The organism is Sediminibacterium sp., from assembly GCF_030695065.1.
Lineage (GTDB): Bacteria > Bacteroidota > Bacteroidia > Chitinophagales > Chitinophagaceae > Sediminibacterium.
Genome location: NZ_JAUYTR010000009.1, coordinates 34,245 through 53,838 on the forward strand (window position 1 = coordinate 34,245; position 19,594 = coordinate 53,838).

General features: G+C 36.0%; 16 protein-coding genes. 3 read left to right on the forward strand and 13 right to left on the reverse strand.

The annotated features are described in order from the left end of the window. Position 1: 1 nt before the first annotated feature. The 7 genes from Q8S25_RS02365 to Q8S25_RS02395 are packed head-to-tail and all read right to left on the reverse strand — an operon-like array spanning position 2 to position 8,168. Positions 2-1,126: a carboxypeptidase-like regulatory domain-containing protein gene (locus Q8S25_RS02365; protein WP_305534490.1), complete on the reverse strand. Its 1,125-nt coding sequence runs from the start codon at positions 1,124-1,126 to the stop codon at positions 2-4. A gap of 18 nt (positions 1,127-1,144) precedes the next feature. Beyond that, positions 1,145-2,500: a GntP family permease gene (locus Q8S25_RS02370; RefSeq protein WP_305534492.1), complete on the reverse strand. Its 1,356-nt coding sequence runs from the start codon at positions 2,498-2,500 to the stop codon at positions 1,145-1,147. After that, entirely contained in the window at positions 2,497-4,425 is a 1,929-nt protein-coding gene (gene gnd, locus Q8S25_RS02375; RefSeq protein WP_305534494.1) for a decarboxylating NADP(+)-dependent phosphogluconate dehydrogenase, read from the reverse strand. The genes Q8S25_RS02370 and gnd overlap by 4 nt, the downstream gene beginning before the upstream one ends. After that, a complete protein-coding gene (locus tag Q8S25_RS02380) occupies positions 4,403-5,725 on the reverse strand; it encodes an aspartate kinase (protein ID WP_305534496.1) in 1,323 nt (440 codons plus the stop codon). The genes gnd and Q8S25_RS02380 overlap by 23 nt, the downstream gene beginning before the upstream one ends. Positions 5,726-5,764: 39 nt before the next feature. After that, positions 5,765-6,604: a chitinase gene (locus Q8S25_RS02385; RefSeq protein ID WP_305534498.1), complete on the reverse strand. Its 840-nt coding sequence runs from the start codon at positions 6,602-6,604 to the stop codon at positions 5,765-5,767. A 6-nt stretch (positions 6,605-6,610) separates the two neighbouring features. Beyond that, a complete protein-coding gene (locus Q8S25_RS02390; protein ID WP_305534500.1) occupies positions 6,611-7,693 on the reverse strand; it encodes an Ldh family oxidoreductase in 1,083 nt (360 codons plus the stop codon). Positions 7,694-7,724: 31 nt separating this feature from the next. Further along, complete coding sequence (locus tag Q8S25_RS02395) at positions 7,725-8,168, reverse strand: single-stranded DNA-binding protein (RefSeq protein WP_305534502.1); 444 nt, start codon at positions 8,166-8,168, stop codon at positions 7,725-7,727. Positions 8,169-8,313: 145 nt separating this feature from the next. On the opposite strand from Q8S25_RS02395, the gene mnmA reads away from it, so the two are divergent. Continuing rightward, positions 8,314-9,429: a tRNA 2-thiouridine(34) synthase MnmA gene (gene mnmA, locus Q8S25_RS02400; protein WP_305534504.1), complete on the forward strand. Its 1,116-nt coding sequence runs from the start codon at positions 8,314-8,316 to the stop codon at positions 9,427-9,429. Here the strand turns inward: mnmA and Q8S25_RS02405 are convergent. From Q8S25_RS02405 to Q8S25_RS02415, 3 genes are read right to left on the reverse strand one after another with little or no spacing between them, the layout of a single operon-like run. Beyond that, positions 9,426-10,625 carry an Fmu (Sun) domain-containing protein gene (locus Q8S25_RS02405; RefSeq protein WP_305534506.1) on the reverse strand — a complete coding sequence of 400 codons (1,200 nt, stop codon included), beginning with the start codon at positions 10,623-10,625 and terminating at the stop codon, positions 9,426-9,428. The two genes, mnmA and Q8S25_RS02405, sit on opposite strands and share 4 nt — an antisense overlap. Beyond that, positions 10,625-11,851, reverse strand: a complete 1,227-nt coding sequence (odhB, locus tag Q8S25_RS02410; protein WP_305534508.1) for a 2-oxoglutarate dehydrogenase complex dihydrolipoyllysine-residue succinyltransferase — start codon at positions 11,849-11,851, stop codon at positions 10,625-10,627. Before odhB ends, Q8S25_RS02405 begins: the two co-directional genes overlap by 1 nt. A gap of 48 nt (positions 11,852-11,899) precedes the next feature. Beyond that, positions 11,900-14,641: a 2-oxoglutarate dehydrogenase E1 component gene (locus tag Q8S25_RS02415; RefSeq protein ID WP_305534510.1), complete on the reverse strand. Its 2,742-nt coding sequence runs from the start codon at positions 14,639-14,641 to the stop codon at positions 11,900-11,902. 207 nt (positions 14,642-14,848) lie between these two features. On the opposite strand from Q8S25_RS02415, the gene rpsT reads away from it, so the two are divergent. Beyond that, a complete protein-coding gene (gene rpsT, locus Q8S25_RS02420) occupies positions 14,849-15,103 on the forward strand; it encodes a 30S ribosomal protein S20 (protein WP_295230815.1) in 255 nt (84 codons plus the stop codon). Positions 15,104-15,181: 78 nt separating this feature from the next. On the opposite strand, the gene Q8S25_RS02425 is transcribed toward rpsT, so the two are convergent. Genes Q8S25_RS02425 through Q8S25_RS02435 form a run of 3 tightly spaced genes read right to left on the reverse strand, consistent with a single transcriptional unit; the run spans position 15,182 to position 17,956 of the window. Continuing rightward, positions 15,182-16,552 carry a HAMP domain-containing sensor histidine kinase gene (locus Q8S25_RS02425; protein WP_305534512.1) on the reverse strand — a complete coding sequence of 457 codons (1,371 nt, stop codon included), beginning with the start codon at positions 16,550-16,552 and terminating at the stop codon, positions 15,182-15,184. Positions 16,553-16,556: 4 nt separating this feature from the next. Next, positions 16,557-17,237 carry a response regulator transcription factor gene (locus Q8S25_RS02430; RefSeq protein ID WP_305534514.1) on the reverse strand — a complete coding sequence of 227 codons (681 nt, stop codon included), beginning with the start codon at positions 17,235-17,237 and terminating at the stop codon, positions 16,557-16,559. Continuing rightward, complete coding sequence (locus Q8S25_RS02435; protein ID WP_305534516.1) at positions 17,237-17,956, reverse strand: head GIN domain-containing protein; 720 nt, start codon at positions 17,954-17,956, stop codon at positions 17,237-17,239. Before Q8S25_RS02435 ends, Q8S25_RS02430 begins: the two co-directional genes overlap by 1 nt. A 67-nt stretch (positions 17,957-18,023) precedes the next feature. Here Q8S25_RS02435 and guaA point away from each other — a divergent pair, with 67 nt between their 5' ends. Then, entirely contained in the window at positions 18,024-19,574 is a 1,551-nt protein-coding gene (guaA, locus tag Q8S25_RS02440; protein WP_371131574.1) for a glutamine-hydrolyzing GMP synthase, read from the forward strand. Positions 19,575-19,594 lie beyond the last annotated feature (20 nt).

A 19,594-nucleotide genomic window follows, 5' to 3' on the forward strand; every position in this document is an offset into this window, starting at 1 on the left:
CTCATTTTCGATAATCAAGTGGCAACAAATTAGAAAGTTTCTCAGACCAAGCCCAATAATCCATTGTAAGTATATCCTTACCAAAGAAATAACTTCCATTGGCTAAAACTGCTACTACTTTATTTGAGTCGGGCATAAATAATCTGGCAGTAATAGGAGCTCCAATTTGCACATTCCTATTTGCTCTTATATAGGCAGACGGCATATCTTTCTGCTTATATACCACTTGCAAATAGTCTTTAAACTGAAGGCCGGCCGTGGTGCTATCAATTGCGAAAGCAATACTATCACCAGTTAATGGAATATCAATTAATACATCAACTTCTTTCATGGGGTGTTGCCCGTTTAAGGTAATACTGGTATTAGGAGTTCTATTTTTTATGATTTTACGCAACTCAAACCCATCGTTTTGCAAGTTATTTCTGAAAAGAGACCGCATAAAATGCATTAATGAACCCTCGTATGTTTGAGCGCGATTAGAAGCCCATCTAATTTGCTGTCGATTATTTTTAGATTTTTTCTCTTTAAACAAAGGGTGTCCCTGATAAAAGAAAATGCGGGATTTGTAATTGTATTCAAAATTTATTAATTCATAACTCAACTCGTAACCCAAGGCACTATTCACTAGAATCAATGGCTCATCTGCATATGCACTGAGTATGTTTTCTTTTTTATTGTACCTGAATTTTACTGCATTTTTATTTAACAACTTGCAGTCATATGAATTAGGTGTTTTTCCTATCAACATGTCCATAAAAAGGTCTCCCCATTTCTCCCAACCATTTTTTTCATAATTACCAACAATAACCTCTTGCAATTCAGTAGCTTTTGGAGTAAGGGCGATTAACAAAAAATCAGGAATTTGATTTGAGTTGATTTCTTTAATATAGGTTTCATACCCTAACATAGCAACAACCAAATTATACCGACCAGCAGGCAAAGGATCAATAATAAAACTGCCGTCAACTTTTGAAATCGTTCCAACAGAAGTATTACTTAAAAAAATACTTGCAGAAGCAATTGGTACCTGAGATTCTTCAACAACAATTTTCCCAGTCAACCTTTTTTGAGCATGAATAACAATAGACGATAAACTGATTATCCAAATAAAAATAAATCGCATCATGGAATAGAATAACTTTTATTATGAGCCAATATAAAAAATTAAACTTGCTAATATTCCCGCTATAATAGAAAGGAGTAAAGTCATTAATGACCATGATTGAAAAGTTTGTTTTTCAGTCAATCCTAAATACTGCTTTACCAGCCAAAAACCACTATCATTTACATGAGAAAAAATAGAAGCACCAGCTGCAATTGCAGCAACCAACGAGGCCATTTGTATGGGAGAATACATTCCAGCAACCAATAATGGTGCTAATAAACTTGAAGCAGTAATCATTGCTACCGTTGCAGAACCTTGCAATAGACGAATAATAGCTGCAGCCAAATACGCGAATAGGACAATAGAAAATCCAGCATTCAAAAGTAATTCTGCTAATAATTTCCCAGAACCCGTGTTCACCAAAACTTGCTTAAATACACCACCAGCACCAGTCACTAAAATAATGGCACCTGCAGGAGCCATTGACTGAATAGAAATCTTACTCAACTCACTTGCACTGTACCCATTTTTAATGCCCAATAAAATCCACGCAGCAATATTGGCGATAATTAAAGCAGAAAAAGGATGCCCTAATAATGCAATCAGTTGCTTGACGAATGTATTGTTAATAATAAACAAGCCTGCATTAAAACAGGTATTTAATAATATTAAAATAATTGGCATAAAAACAATACCAATTGTTAATCTAAATGAAGGTAGATGAGTATGATCAATGCTGTCCGCATTCCTTACTGTTAAATCTTGTTCAGGGGCTTTTATATGAATTCGCTTTGCAATGAATTTTCCGAATAATACTCCACATAGAATAACAGTCGGAATGCCAATTAAAATAGAGGTCAATATTACCCAGCCCATTTCTGCCCCAATAATTTCAGCAACGGCTATTGGACCAGGCGTTGGTGGAATAAATGCATGTCCAAATGCTAACCCAGCCAATAAAGGCATTGCATACAACAATAAAGATTTTTGGGTGTTTTTTTGTATGGCATAAATAATGGGAATTAGTAAAATAAAAGCCACATCAAAAAAAACGGGTATGGAAATGATCAGCCCAGTAAAGCCTAGTGCAAGTGGTGATTTATTTTGCCCAGCCTTATTTATTAAATATCGAGCAATGGCATCTGCTCCACCTGACTTCTCTAAAATAGCCCCAAACATTGCACCCAAACCCACTATCGTTGCTACAAAACCCAAAGTAGACCCCATCCCTTCTTGAATTGTCGCAATCATTTTTTGTGCAGACAATCCGGCTAATATTCCAGTAACAATGGAAGCCATTAACAAAGCTATGAATGCTGGGAACTTAAAATACAATACCAATATAAGCAAACAGGCTATTCCAGCAAATACACTTAGCATTAATATATAATTCATGTTTCCTGCCAATTAGTATGATAAAATGGGCCTTTAGGATCTTCTTTTAATTGGTAAGTATGTGCACCAAAAAAATCTCGTTGTGCTTGAATTAACGACGCCCCAGATTCTGCTTGTTTATAAGCAAATAAATATTGGGCTGAGGCACTAAAACAATCCATTGGTAAATCAGTGGCTAAAGCAATAGCAAGCATTTGCTTTAAAGAATCCACTGCACCATTACACTGTTGTACAATAGATGGATGCAATAGTAAATTACTTGAATCCGAAAGCAGCACTTTTAACTCTTCCATTAACTTTGATCGAATAATACAACCCGCTGTCCAAACCTCTGCTAATGAAGGCAAATTAATATTCCAGCCTTGTTGTTTTGAAACGAATTCAATTAACTGAAATCCTTGGTGGTGGTTAATGATTCTACATAGTTGATATGCTTCCATTACCTCATTTATATCTATAGGCTGTTTTTGCGTAGTGGTTAACATGGTTGCTGCTGCTTGCCTACGTTCTTCCCACATAGAAGATATAAAACGTGCATTTAAAGCAGCCGTAAGTGTAGGAATTGGAACGCCCCATTTAGCTGCTTCAATAGTAGTCCAACTACCCGTTCCTTTGTTACCAGCATTATCTAGAATCTGGTCAACTAAATATTGACCCTCCCGTTTTTTTTGTAGAATCTGAATTGTTATTTCTAACAAATAACTGCTTTTATTAGTTTGAAGGAATGGTTGTAAAAGCAAGGCAATTAAATCATTGGTAAACCCTCCAGATACTTTTAAGAATTGAATAAGCTCTGCTAATAATTGCATTTCAGCATATTCAATTCCGTTGTGTACCATTTTTACAAAATGACCTGCACCAGCTTCACCAATATATTTACAACAATTGATTCCATTATTATTAATTGCTGCAATTTTTTCAAAGAATGGTTGAATCAGTAGATACCCTTCCAAAGAACCACCAGGCATAATCGAAGGCCCTCTTAATGCACCCTCCTCTCCACCAGACACTCCTGCTCCAATAAAGTGAATACCTAAGTTGCTAAGCCGAGCCAATCTTTTCTCTGTATCTAAATAATGTGTATTTCCCCCATCAATCAAAACATCACCCTTATCCAAAAGCGGTATAAGTTGTTCAATTATATCATCAGTAGCTTCGCCTGCATGAACCATTAACATGATTTTTCTAGGCAATGACAACGATTGAATAAATTCTGTGAGATCTTCAAAAGCCTTGGCATTTTCAAGTTCTGGGAATTCTGCAACAAATAGTTCAGCAACTTTTTCTTCCTTGCCTTTTACATAACGATTGTATAAAGAAAGCTTAAATCCATTGTTGGCGAAGTTTCTACTCAGACTCTTCCCCATAACACCTAACCCAATCAAACCGAATTCTTGCATACTTAAAGTTATTGGTAGTTCTTCAATAATTTGCTCAACAATTTTTGATGGTGCTTGGTCTATATCAATTACCAAAGCGTTGGAAGGAATTTCTAAAATATTCAGTTGAGAAGTCAACAGATTGGCTTGCATAAAATGCCCTACTCTTTTTTGCAATCGCTCAAGCAACAAAGCCTCTGCTCCTTGTAATAAAACAAATTGACAGTTGGCGAAAGGAATATTAGAAAGAATATCTCGATAAGGCTGTTTTAACGCAGAACAGGCAATAATAATAGAACTGTCTACCACTTTTTTCTCAGCAAATTCTTTAATACTGTTTAGCCAGGGAATACGATCATTGTCGTTTAATGGAATACCCATAGCCATTTTGTCTATATTACTCAAGGAATGAAATTGATCCCCATCATAAAAAGGATAACCGGTCTGTTTTGACAATAAAGTTCCAATGGTTGTTTTACCACAACCAGACACCCCCATGATATAAATAATCTTATTCAGCAAATTATAACCCAAACAATCCAGCATTTAATAGCTGCAAAGTTTTTGTTTTATAGTCTTGAGGCACTAATAAAGAAATATTGTGTGCACTACCACCATAACTAACCATTGTAACAGGCACTTCATTTAATGCATCAAATAATTTTTGCAATACATGATCAGTCTGCGCAATTTCATTTCCTACAATTGATACAATGGTTTGGCCTTTATCTACATCCACTGTTCCAAAAGGCTCTAGCTCTCTAACAATATCATCTAAAAATAAATCTGAATCAATGGTTACTGAAACAGCTACTTCTGATGTAGTAATCATATCAATAGAAGTCTTGTATTTCTCAAACACTTCAAAAACTTTTCTTAAGAATCCATAAGCCAAAAGCATTCGACTACTTTTGATTTTAATTGCAATGATACCATCTTTTGCAGCTACCGCTTTTACTCCAACACTTCCAGCCTCTTTAGTTATGACTGTTCCAGGCGCATCTGGTTGCATGGTATTCAACAATTTTACTGGAACATTTTCTTGCTGAGCGGGCCAAATACAAGTAGGGTGTAAAATTTTAGCCCCAAAATAAGCCAACTCCGCAGCTTCGTCAAAACTCAATTGTTCAATAGCAACAGTCTTATTTACAATTCTTGGATCGTTATTGTGCATCCCATCAATATCTGTCCAAATTTCACAAACAGAAGCATTACATGCAGCGGCTACTAATGAAGCGGTATAATCACTCCCCCCTCTTTTTAAATTATCTACTTCACCTCTTACATTTCTACAGATATAACCTTGAGTAACTAATATCTTTTTATTGGAATGCTTTTTAAGTAAATCATTCAATTTAATACGAATAGCACCTAACTGTGGTTCTTCATTCACGTCAATACTCATGAACTCTAATGCGGGTAGTAATTCATGGTCTACGCCTATTTCAGTTAAGTAAACAGAGAATAATTTGGTACTCATTAATTCACCCTGAGCCAAAATGTCTTTATTTAGCGCTTCACTAAATGAAATGCGTAAAATGATATTTAGAAAGTCAAAATGCTCATCAATAATCTGATTGGCATATTTCCTGCTATCTTCTTTTTGAATCAGCTCTTCAATAAACTGTTTATAATGTTGGTGTAATTTCTCAATAGTATTTTTTGCACCCTCTCTATTTCCATGAGCTAAAAAATTACTGATTTCTACTAATGAATTGGTTGTTCCACTTAAGGCACTTAAAACCACAATTTTACTATCAGAATTCCTTGTGATTAATTTGGCCACTTCATGCATACGTTCTGGCTTACCAACACTAGTGCCACCAAACTTCATAACTTTCATCATTGCAACTGATTTGCTGCAAATGTAACGCTATCAAAGGAATTATTGGCCGTATGGCTGTTGAGAATTACAGCTAATATTTGGGCCTGGATCAACTTTCATTTTTTTACAAAAAGCTAAATAGTATTCAAGCCTAAATTTATTTTTAACAGACTCAATACCCCCGCACTCAAGACCTCCGTTAACAATATTCATGACTGCACCGAAGCCAGGTTTGCGTCCAGCTAAGCTATCCGTTTCATTAGGCACCCATTTTCCAGACATTACATCATGACAAGAAGGTTTGGGTTCTTGGGCTGTTACCCAAAACCAAATAGCGGAAGTAAAACTTAATTCTGGATCTATGGTTAACAAATCAGGATTGTTTAATAAACTGTCTTTATTTCCAAGAACCGTTTCACTAAATAAACCATAATTATAATTCCAGCTCAATTGAATAGGGCCTCTCCCATGATAAGATTTACCTTTCGCAGGTGGATAATTTAAACTAGTGGTATCCGAGTAACTTGCACAACCATTTAAACACGCTAACTCTTCTTTATAGTACAAACCAAAATCATAAAAATGGACCATATCGTTTTCATTACCCCCTCCAGTTTCGTGTGAAATAGTTGCTAAAAATGCAGCTAGTTCTCTTTTCTTTAATTGGGTAGAACCTTCATTTAAAAATTGCGGAAATCTTTTAGTGGCTTTTACAAAAGCGGTATAACTATAAAAAAGTTTACCCAAGCTATCACCACCATTCATATGCGGGAACAACTGATTCCATTCTGTTTCAGACAAAAGTGGAAATGAATCATTATCCTCTTTTTTATTAGTAACACATGCTTGAATTAATAATAACCCAAAAACTAGAAACAATAAATATTGTGTTGATTTCATAAGGAGTTATTTAGTTAATGTAACTTCAAACAGCGCACCTATTTTATCAAGATCTTCCACTATCACAGGTAACAAAGGAATGCCTTCGGCCATTCTTTTTGTTACCATTTCGCGTTCTGGATCACCTGGAATCAATACTTTTGTTTGCCCTTCAATTGGAGTTGCATTTCTAAATCGACTAATCCAATTGTCCATATGGTTTTTAAAATCCGCTGCTGGTCTAAAAGCATCTACTCGCATGGCACCCAAAAAATGACCTAATCCTTTACCAGGCATATTGGCTGGCATTGGAATATAAGCAGGAAATGGTGGTGCCCATGGACCATAAGATGCGCCACTTAATACAGCAGAAAGAATATCAACAATACTCCCTAATGCGTACCCCTTATGACTACCATGTTCCCTATCTGAGCCCAATGGCAATAATGCACCATCTTTCTTTAAAATATTGGCATCGGTACTAATATGTCCTTGATGGTCTTGCGACCATCCTACTGGCGTATCTAAGCCTTTTCGTTGTAAAATTTCCAACTTACCATTGGCTGCGGTAGTTGTGGCAAAGTCTGCCACAAATGGAGGTTGATGTTCAGCAGGAATTGCAACAGCAATTGGGTTAGTACCCAACATTTTTTCAACTGAAAAAGTAGGAGCAACCAACGCACTTGCATTGGTCATGGCCATCCCAATCATATCATTTTCTAATGCCATCATAGCATGATAACCAGCAATACCAAAGTGATTAGAGTTTTGTACGGCTACCCAACCAGTTCCAACGGCTGTTGCTTTTTGCATAGCAATGGTCATAGCAAAGGGGGCTACCACTAAGCCTAAGCCTTGATCCCCATCTACAACAGCAGTAGAAGGTGTTTCATGAATCACTCGAATATTGGGCTGTGCATTAATTCTTCCTGCTTGCCATAACCGAACATAGCCACTTAACCTCGCAACACCATGGCTATCTATTCCCCGCAAGTCTGCTGATAGTAAAACTTTAGTTGCAATGGTAGCATGCTCTAAAGAACAACCCATGCCGATGAATACAGCATGGGTGAAAGAATATAGTTGCTCGTATTGGAATACCTTTTCCATAACTGCAATGTACGAAGCAATTTAATGCTTATTAAAACGGCAAATCATCAAACGGCTCTGTAATATCGTTTGAGGCCGGAGCTGATGTTGTATTCACTGCAGGTGCAGGTTGGTATCCGCCTGAACTATAACCACCTGCTGAAGGGGCAGCATCATTACTTTTACTTCCTAATAATTGAACACTACTAACTCTTAATGATAAAGTAGCTCCATTGGTACCCTCCTTAGTTGTATATGTTCTAACATCAGGCTGGCCCTCTACATATACCTGAGTACCTTTCTTTAAATAAGGAGCAATGCCTGTTCTTTCTGTCCAATAAGCACAGTCTACCCATGTGGTTTTATCCTTTTGGTTCCCTTGAGCATCTTTATAACGTTCGGTATGTGCAACGGTGAAATTGATCACATTTTTGCCATTTACATTATTTAAAATGGCATCTTTTCCCAGATTACCGATTGCGGTTAATTTAATCATAGCTGTTTTTTTATCAATGTCTAATAATTGAAATTAAGTAAAATGCGTATTAACCGTAAATCCTTTTTGTTTTTAACTGTTTATAGGGCATTCTACTGCCCTATTTTGGGTTTGATGTTCTACTTTTGCAGAAATAATTATTAAAATGAGCCGTAAAGGAAAAGTACTGGTGGCAATGAGCGGGGGTATAGACAGTACCGTTACGGCTTTAATGCTGCACCATGAGGGGTATGAAGTAATTGGCATTACTATGAAAACCTGGGATTATGCCAGCAGCGGTAGCAGTACCAAAGAAACAGGATGTTGCAATATTGATTCATTTAATGATGCTAGACAAGCGGCAGTTCATCATGGATTCCCTCATTTTATTTTAGATATACGCGAAGAATTTGGTGATTTTGTAATTGAAAACTTTGTTGAAGAATATTTAGCTGGACGAACCCCTAACCCATGTGTAATGTGCAATACGCATATTAAATGGAGGGCACTACTAAAAAGGGCCAATGCATTAGGTTGTGATTTTATTGCAACCGGACACTATGCCGAAATTAGACAGCATACCAATGGACGTTATGTTATTAGTAAAGGATTAGACGACACTAAAGACCAGAGTTATGTTCTTTGGGGATTGGACCAAGAACTACTTAGTAGAACCATGATGCCTTTAGGGGGTTACCACAAATCGGCTATTAGACAAATGGCTATGGATATGGGATACCCAGAATTAGCAAAGAAAAGTGAGAGCTATGAAATCTGCTTTGTTCCAGACAACGATTATAGAGGATTTTTAAAAAGAAGAGTAGACGGATTAGAAGAACAAGTTGCAGGGGGATGGTTTGTAGACAAATCTGGGAAAAAACTGGGACAGCATAAAGGTTATCCTTTTTATACAATTGGACAACGCAAAGGATTAGACATAGCCATGGGGCATCCGGTTTATGTAACTTCAATTAACCCTGATACCAATACTGTTGTATTAGGCGACGAATCTGATTTGGAGCAAAATGATATGATGGTTGGGAAATTAAATTGGATTAAATACGATGGCGTTTCCGATGGAATGGAAGCAAATACAAGAATTCGTTATAAAGACAAGGGTGCACTTAGTAATTTATACAATGAACCCAATGGTATTATACGTGCACGATTCTACGAAAATGTAAAGAGCATAGCCCCTGGGCAAAGTGCCGTTTTTTACGAAGGCAATGATGTAATTGGCGGAGGCATCATTCAGCGAGGTGAACTGATTTTGAACAGCTAATCAATTTTCTTAAAGAGGGCTGCAAACATGGTGTCGGCCTTTACATCATATCCTTTAATTGCTGATTGTTCTATCAGTTTCATAAAAGGGAAACTGATTTCAATAAATGGAATGATTGCTTCATTCTCAGCTTCAAAAACGGAGCAGGTTATATATAAAAAATATCCATTGCTACGAAGTTTAGGCAAAGCATTACGAACAATCTGTTGCTGCAATTGCTGAAAATCATTTATTTCTTGATTTCCAAACTGTGTCAACTGTTCAGGCGTTCTACCCCAGGTACCACTACCACTACAAGGTGCATCACAAATAATTAAATCAAATTGCATTCCCGCTAATTCAGGAGCTGTAATAGGCTTACTTAAGTCGGCAATTAAAGATTGGTATTTTCTTATACCCGCCCTGTCAAATCTTTGTGCTAAATTCTGTATAATACTTTTACGAATATCAGATACAGTTAGCTCCATATTTCCTAAAACGTCTCTTGCTAAAATTGATTTGCCACCACTTGCAGCGCAACAATCCCACACATCAACAGAAGCATCTTTTCCTTTTCGCATTTGCTTCCCCGCTTCCATAATGCTAGCCGTTTGTTGAGAACTGTAATCTTGAACTACATAGTCTTTGTCTAATTCTGCTATACCTTCTAACTTTGTACCGTTAGGCAATGCAAAACAAGATTCAGTAACTATTTTATATTCAATATCAGCACTTGTTAATGCATTTACAACATTGGCTATTCTACCTGGCCTGACTCTAATAAATAAGTCGGGCTGAATTAAATGTGACGCACTAAAACGCTCAACGTCTATGGATTTGCTCAAGTAAGAAACAAAAGGGAAAATTTGAGTTGGATTAAAATAAGCTAGATGATTTTTTACAAATTCAATCCGCTTAGTTACCAATGAAGACCAATCTTTTAACCAATTTTGATCAAATAAATCAGCCCATACCCCAGGTTCATTATTACACAGATACAGAGCAGCTTTTAAAGCCAACTCCATATCAATTCCTACCATGGAATTTCCAGTTCTAAAATAGGAATAACATATTTGAGAAATGTACCTCCGATCTTTTGAGCCAAATTTTTTATTTGCTGCGAAATGTGTTTTTAAATACCCAGCAAAGGGCGTATCTCCGTTATAAGCAGTAATAATTGCAGCGGCAGAACGTAAATAATTTTCGGCGTACTTCACTATAATTCTAATAATGCCTTTACAGGATCTTTGCCCATTAATAATAAAGCAGGGTTTTCTAAAAGATCCTTTACGCGAACCAAGAAACTAACACTTTCTCTACCATCAATAATGCGGTGATCATAGCTTAAAGCTAAGTACATCATTGGTCTAACAACTACTTGACCATTTATTGCCATTGGGCGTTCCTGAATTTTGTGCATTCCTAAAATGGCACTTTGAGGAATATTAATAATAGGTGTGCTCATTAAACTTCCAAATACACCTCCATTGGTGATGGTAAATGTACCACCTTGTAATTCTTCTGCTGTTAACTTACTGTCTCTTGCCTTTCCAGCTAATTCTACAACCTTTCTTTCAATATCAGCCATGCTAAGGCTCTCTACATTGCGCATAACAGGCACTGTTAAACCTCTTGGTGTGCTCACAGCAATGCTTATATCGGCATAATCATGATAAATAATTTGGTCTCCATCAATATAAGCATTTACAGAAGGCCACTCTCCCAAAGCAATTGCACATGCTTTAGCAAAGAAACTCATAAAGCCTAAATTAACTCCATGTCCTTCTTTAAATTTATCCTTATACTGTTTTCTTATTTCCATTATTTGTGTCATATCCACTTCGTTAAAAGTGGTGAGCATGGCTGTAGTATTTTTAGATTCAACTAATCTTCTGCTAATGGTTCTTCGCAATGCACTCATTTTTTCTTGACGCACATTTCTACTGAACAATGCCCCATCTGGAGCAAAAGACTTTTTGCCTGGGTTATTTAATGCGTCTAATACATCCTGCTTCATTATTTTTCCACCAGTTCCAGAAGGAGTAATTGATTTAGTATCTACCTTCTTATCGGCAATGATAGCAGAAGCCACAGGGCTTGCTTTGATATCATTTGGAACTGCAGTAACTGCAGCTTGATTAACTGTGGCAGCAGGAGTTGATGCCGTTGTAGGGGCTACAACAGGAGCAGCCATTCCTTCAGGCTTTACTGCAGTTTCATCAATATTAGCTAATACATCACCAATATTAAGGGTGTCCCCTTCTTTACCAATAGTTGTAAGAATTCCAGCTTTCTCTGCATTCACTTCAAAAGTGGCTTTTTCACTTTCTAGTTCAGCAATCACTTCGTCACGTTCTACCCATTCTCCATCTTTTTTAGTCCACTTCAAAAGGGTTACTTCATTTATTGACTCTCCAACTGTTGGTACTTTTATTTCGATCATAACGATGTATTAATATGGTATTATAGATAGTTCTAGTTATTAAATGCTTTAAATATTAAATGCAGTATCAATAATTTCTGCTTGCTCTTGTGCATGCACTTTTGCATAACCAGTTGCAGTTGCAGCACTAGCATTTCTACTGATTACACCAAAATTGATGGTTTTTAAATTGGTTTGCAAAAATCCGGCTGCACCCATATTCAAAGGCTCTTCTTGCACCCAGAACCAGGTTGCTTTATGGTATTTTTTATACAATAAGTCAAGTTGTTGATAAGGCAATGGATAAATTTGTTCTAAACGAACTATTGCAATATCTGTTCTATTTTCTTTCAGCTGCTTATCTGCTAACTCAAAATATAATTTACCAGAACAGAATAAAACCTTTTTTACAGCAGAAGCATCTGCAACAAATGCATCATCAATTAGCTCTTTAAAACCTCCTGAAGTAAAATCTTCTTTTGCACTATAAGTGCCTGGATTTCTCAAATTAGCTTTAGGAGAAAAATTAATTAAAGGCTTTCTAAAATTCCAACTCACTTGTCTTCTAAAAGCATGGAATAAATTAGCAGCACTGGTGATATTGGTAATTACCATATTCAGCTCTGCACACATTTGAAGAAAACGCTCCATTCTTGCACTACTGTGCTCAGGGCCTTGACCTTCATATCCATGAGGCAATAACATAACTAAACCATTTTGGCGTTGCCACTTTTGCTCACCAGCTGCTATGAACTGATCAATCATGGTTTGAGCTCCATTACAAAAATCTCCAAATTGAGCTTCCCAAATAACCAATGCATTAGGATTGGCCATTGCATATCCATATTCAAATCCTAATACCCCATATTCACTTAATAAAGAATTATAAATTCTAAACTGTTGCTGGCCTTCTTTAAAGTGATTTAATCGATTGTATTCGCGGTTCGTTTCCTCATCCCTAATTACTGCATGTCTATGACTAAAAGTTCCTCGCTTTACGTCTTGACCACTCATTCTTACAATATTCCCATCTGTTAAAATAGAACCGTAAGCCATTAATTCTGCAGTTGCCCAATCTATTTTTCCTTCGGTTTCGAATAACTTAATTTTATCTTGAATTAATTTCTCAATTTTCTTCAATGGCTTTAAATCGGCTGGCCATTTCATTAACCCATTAAATAATAAACCAAACTGATCTTCATCAATGGCCGTTGAAGGGGAGTATTCGAAATCTGAAGGAGTTGCTTTTACAAAAGACTTCCAAATTAATTCTGGTTGTTGATATTTATATGGGAGTGGATTTTGTTTTACTTCATCTAATCTTTCTTGCAAATCGGACCAGAATTTTTTCTCCATGCCCTTGGCCAATTCTTGAGCATCAGGCGTGCCGTTTTCAATAAGATAATGAGTATATATTTCTCTAGGATTCTGATGCTTATCTATGAGTGCATACAATTGAGGTTGAGTATATTTCGGGTCATCACCTTCGTTATGGCCATGCTTTCTATAGCATACCATATCAATAAATATATCTGAATTAAATTCTCTTCTATATCTAGTAGCAATTTCTGCGCATTTAACAACTGCTTCTGCATCGTCTCCATTTACATGCAAAACAGGAGCTTGAACCATAGCTGCAACAGAGGTAGAATAGTCTGCACTTCTAGCATCGTCAAAGTCGGTTGTAAAACCAATCTGGTTATTAATTACAAAGTGAATGGTTCCACCAGTATAATATCCACGAAGCTTACTCATTTGCAATACTTCATATACAATACCTTGGCCTGCTACAGAAGAATCCCCATGAATTAAAATGGGTAAGATATTTTCAAAATGACTTTCAGATATAAGATCTGCTTTTGCTCTAGCAAAACCAACAACAACTGGATCTACCGCTTCAAGATGCGAAGGATTGGGCATCAATTTTAAATGAATGGTTTTATCATCCATTGTTTTTATTTCACTACCATACCCCATATGGTATTTCACATCACCGCTACCCATGGTTTGATCAATGGTAGCTGTACCTTCAAACTCACTAAAAATTTGCTCATAGGTTTTCCCCATGATATTAGCCAACACATTTAATCTTCCTCTATGCGCCATCCCAATAACTACTTCTTGAATGTCGTGGTTGGCCGCTGTATTTATGATTGCATCTAGTGCAGCAATGGTTGTTTCTCCTCCTTCTAATGAAAACCTTTTTTGTCCAATGTATTTAGTATGTAAAAACTTTTCGAACATCACTCCCTGATTCAATTTTTCAAGGATCCGCTGTTTTTTATTTAATGGCAAAGGCTTTGCAAAATTTTGCTCCATTTCGGCTGTCAAAAAATCAACTCTTTTTTGATCACTTATGTATTTAAACTCTATACCAACATGGTTGGCATAAGTGTTTTGCAAATGAGATAAAATGTTTTTTAGTGTTGCAGCTCCTAAGCCAATTAAGTTGCCGGCTTGGTAAACTGTGTTTAAATCTGCCTCAGATAACCCAAAAAATGACAAGTCTAAATTTGCTCCTCTATCTTTTCTGGTTCTGATAGGATTGGTTTTAGCAATTAAATGTCCTTTGTTTCTGTAGCCCAGAATAAGCCTATATACTTTAATTTCTTTCAACCAATCAGCAGAAGCGGTTGCGCCCCCCTCAACAGAAGCTTGACCCGCGGTATAATTACCCGCAACAGCAAAGTCAAAACCTTCAAAAAACTTCCTCAAATCGGGGTCAACGCTCTCGGGATTGGTTAAAAAGTCTTGGTATAGACCCTCTATGAACGCCGGATGTGAATTGGTGATGTACGAAAAATCCTTCATTTGGCTTATTTATGCAGCTTTTCAATCTAAATTGTTCGCAAATATCGGTCATTGGGGGCAGAAAATAAACCAAAAAATAAGCTAAAACCCACTATTTTATACACAGGAGTCATTTTACTTAAAATCAGTAATTTTCTAGTTTTTTGTAATTTAAATTTGAAATTTGTTAGAAAGCCCCTACCTTTGCCGTCCTGAAAAAAATAGAAAATGGCAAATCACTCAGCTACAAAGAAAGACGTCAGACAAGCCGCTAAGCGCCGTGACCGTAACCGTTACTATGGTAAAACTACCCGTAACGCAATCCGCGACCTAAAAACAAGCGCAGAAAAGAAAGGATACGAAGAAAAACTCCCTGATGTTATTTCTATGATCGATAAGTTGGCAAAACGTGGAATCATCCATAAGAACAAAGCAGCCAACCTTAAGAGCAAATTAGTGAAGAAAGCAACTGCATTAGCATAACTGCTCATTTACATTAAATAGTTAAAGCCAATCAATTGATTGGCTTTTTTTATTTTGAAACCCCTAAAAAAGGGACAACTACTTTTTTACCGGTAAGATTACCACAAAACTATTCAGCTTCTCTGATATGGCTTTATAGGTTAAGCTTCCTTTGTGAATAATAATGATGCGATTAATTATAGCTAAACCGAGCCCAAAACCTTTTTTCTTTCCTACATTGCTTCCTCTAAAGAAAGGAATCAACATCTTTTCTGCATCTTCTATACTTAATTGATCTCCTTTATTTTGAAATTTAATTTTTACTGTTTTATTGTCGGTTATTAATCGAATACTCACCGATTTGTCGTCTGAATACAAATAAGCATTTTTCATTAGGTTTATAAACGCAGCTCTCAATAAAGCCTCATTGCCTTTTACCATCAATTGCTCATCATCAGAGGGTAAATTATCAAAAGAAAAAGCAGTTTTAGCATCAGGAAAACTTTTATTAAAATAAGCAACAGTATCAAATAACAATTCATCAATTCGCAGATAAGGCCATTCTTCCATGAATTCAATTTGCTCATTTTGAGAAATTAATAACAAAGAATTAGTTAATTCAATCAAATTCTGCTGGTCTTCTTTTAAAGACATCAATACTTTTTTATATCCTTCAACATCATAGTTACTATTTAAGGCCGCTTCTGTTTGAGATAACATTACTGCAAGAGGTGTTCTTAATTCATGTGAGGTATGATGCACGTAACTTTTTCTGAATTCAAAAGCAGTTTTAATACGCTCAAGCATTGAGTTAAAATTTTGTGCAATCGCATTTATTTCATCTTTTGCTGGCTTTACAAAAATTCGTTCAGACAAATTCAGCTCATTAGTTCTTTGCATTTGATTACTTAATTCAACTATGGGCTTTATAGCTTGACGAACAAATAGAAAAGACATAACAGCGGTTAGCAACAACGATCCTCCAAAAACGCTTGCAAGAATTAATTTCATGGTATTAAGTTTCCTTAAACCAACTCTATCAAAAGCAGTAGTAATTAAATATTGTTGATGAATTGGCTTATAGGCCACTATAATCTGGTGATTATCTATATCGGTAAATCGAGTTACTCCTTGTTTTTTTACTTTTTTAAAATCAAGTATTGGGAAATTGATGTTTTTTTTATTACCTAAACTAAAGATTAGCGAACCAGTTGAATCTAATATATATAATCGTTCGTTAACCAACGCAATCCTATGAACTCGCAAAATATCTTCTTGAATTACAACAGGCGATTTTTGTTTTAAATTACTATAAATGTCATATAACTCGTCACCCTCAGATTCTACCCGATTGTAATAGTCATCTTCGCGATAGGAAGAATACAAAAAATAAATACTGGTACAGGCAATAAGTAAAATGGCAGCAACAAAGCTTGTAAAAAGCAGTGCAAACCGAAGTTTTAAATTCATGTAATTACTTTATAAAGTAACCAAAACCTGGCTTAGTATGAATGAGCTTGGTATTAAAAGGCTTATCAATTTTATTTCTTAAAAAACTGATATACACTTCAATGGTATTGGTTCCTGTATCAAAACTCAAATCCCAAACTTTCTCTAAAATTTCCTGCTTTGAAATAACTCTCTCAGGTGTTCTTACTAATAATGTTAATAGGGTAAACTCTTTAGAAGTTAGATTAATGATAACGCCACTTCGAATTACCGATTTAAGTTTGAAATCAATTTCTAAATCACCGTAAACTATTTTTTCATGATTCTCAACAGAATCGGTTCTTTTAAACAATACTTTAAGCCGGGCAAATAATTCATCAAAATGAAATGGCTTTACTAAATAATCATCGGCACCCATATTAAAAGCAGCCACTTTATCATGTATTTCACCAACTGCAGTTAACATAACAATGGGAATATTGGCACTTCTTTTTCTAATATCACTACAAAGTGCCATTCCATTTTTACCAGGCAAATTAATGTCGAGTAAAGCCATGGAATAATCGTTTTCCATAAACATTTTATCGGCTTGAAGTCCATTTTCAGCAACGTCTACTTCATAACCAACCCTTATCAATTCATCTTGTATGGCTTTAGCCAATTTAGCTTCGTCTTCAGCCAATAATATTTTATATTTTTTTTCCATTAATCAATTTTTTTAACATTACCGGCACCAACAATTTTTTGACTTACTACTGCATTCCCTTTATAAAAAACATCTCCAGATCCCATGATTTTAATATTAAGTGAAACATCAGCATAAACTTTCACATTTCCATTTCCTGCAATTTTAATGGAAGCATTTTCCGATTTAAGTAGTTCTGCATTACAATCTCCAGTACCCGCAATATCAAAAGATGCAGTTTTAGTTTCTCCTTGCAAATTCACATTTCCAGATCCCTTTATTCCCACTTCTAACTTAGGGGTATTTACAGATAAGTCTACATCACCTTGCCCTGCTATATCAATTTTTAATTCATCGCTTCCAGTAAACTTGTCAGTTCCTTTTACATTACCAGATCCTGCCAAAAATATCCCGGTTAAAATGGGCGTAGTGATAGTAATTTTTATACCATGATCCGACTTTAAATTGAATTTAGACTTGGTTTTAAACACCAATTCATCGTTGCTTTCTGATAGAATCACATATTTCTGTAAATTCACGTCTGTTTCAATTGAAACAGACGTGGTTTTACCCGGCACTAAAATAATATCGAAATTTCCTTTTAATACAATTTTTTCAGCTTTCGTAACCTTTCTATCGGCTGTTACAATATTTCCATTGCCATGTATAGATTTCCCCATCCAGTTACAGGAAATGAACACCATGGATAGTAAAACAGCAGCAAAAACGTTGCTTTTCATATTAAATAAATTATGGTACCCGAAAGGTAGCAAAAAAGCGCATAAATATGGGAACAAGTAAAATTGAATTAACTTTGACCCCATGACAGAAAAAATACTGATTCTCGATTTTGGTAGTCAATATACCCAGTTAATTGCCCGTGCTGTACGTGAGGCGAATATTTATTGCGAAATAATCCCTTTTCACAAAGCTTTTACCATTGACCCCTCTTTAAAAGGGATCATTTTAAGCGGTTCTCCGTTCAGTGTGAATGAAGAAAATGCACCTTCGGTTGAAATTGCTTCATTTATAACTCAACTACCTGTATTGGGCGTTTGTTATGGTGCACAATTAACAGCTAAAGTATTTGGAGGGAAAGTTGACAAGTCAAATAAAAGAGAGTACGGTAGAGCGCAATTGGATATTCAACAGCAAGACCAACTATTCAATGGCATTAGCTTAAAGTCTCAAGTTTGGATGAGCCATAGCGATTCCATTAAAAGTTTACCAGAGGGATTCTCCATTTTAGCAACAACAGAAAGCATACCAGTAGCCGCTTTTAAGAAAGATGGCACCGATACTCATCCGCTATATGGTTTTCAATTTCACCCAGAAGTTTATCATTCAACAGAGGGCAAAAAAATGATTAAAAACTTCTTGGTAGATATTTGTGGATGTAGCCAAAACTGGACACCTGCCTCATTTGTAGAAGAAACGGTAGCCAAATTAAAAGAAGAAATTGGCAACAAGCAAGTTATCATGGCTTTAAGTGGTGGAGTAGATAGTACTGTAGCCGCAACATTAATTGCAAAAGCAATTGGGCCAAGATTACATGGAATATTTGTAGACAATGGCGTATTAAGAAAAGACGAATTTGAACAAGTATTAGAAACCTATAATGCAATAGGATTAAATGTAAAAGGGGTAGACGCTAAAGATCTTTTTTATGCGGCGTTAAAAGACCAAACCGATCCAGAAGCAAAACGAAAAGCAATAGGGAAATTATTTATTGATGTATTTCAATCTGAATCACTTCAATTACCCAATATTTCATTTTTAGGTCAGGGAACCATTTATCCAGATGTGATTGAAAGTGTAAGTGTTCATGGACCATCACAAACCATTAAAAGTCATCACAATGTTGGAGGTTTGCCCGACACGATGCACCTTTCTTTAGTTGAACCATTGAGGTACTTATTTAAAGATGAAGTTAGAAAGGTTGGACTAGAGCTTGGCATACCATCAGATATGATTAACCGACACCCTTTTCCAGGACCAGGCTTAGCCATTCGAATTTTAGGTGAGGTAAATGCAGAGCGAGTAGATTTATTACAAAGAGCTGATGCCATTTTCATAAATGGTTTAAAGAAAGCGGGTTTATACACACAAGTTTGGCAAGCAGGTACTATACTTTTACCAGTGAAGAGTGTGGGTGTAATGGGCGATGAAAGAACCTATGAATTTACTGTTGCATTAAGAGCTGTGACTTCAGTAGATGGAATGACTGCAGATTGGGCACATTTACCATATGAATTCTTAGCTGATATTTCAAACGAAATTATTAATAACGTAAGAGGTATAAATAGAGTCGTTTACGATATTAGTAGTAAACCACCTGCAACTATTGAGTGGGAATAGTCTAACATAATTAAAACAGT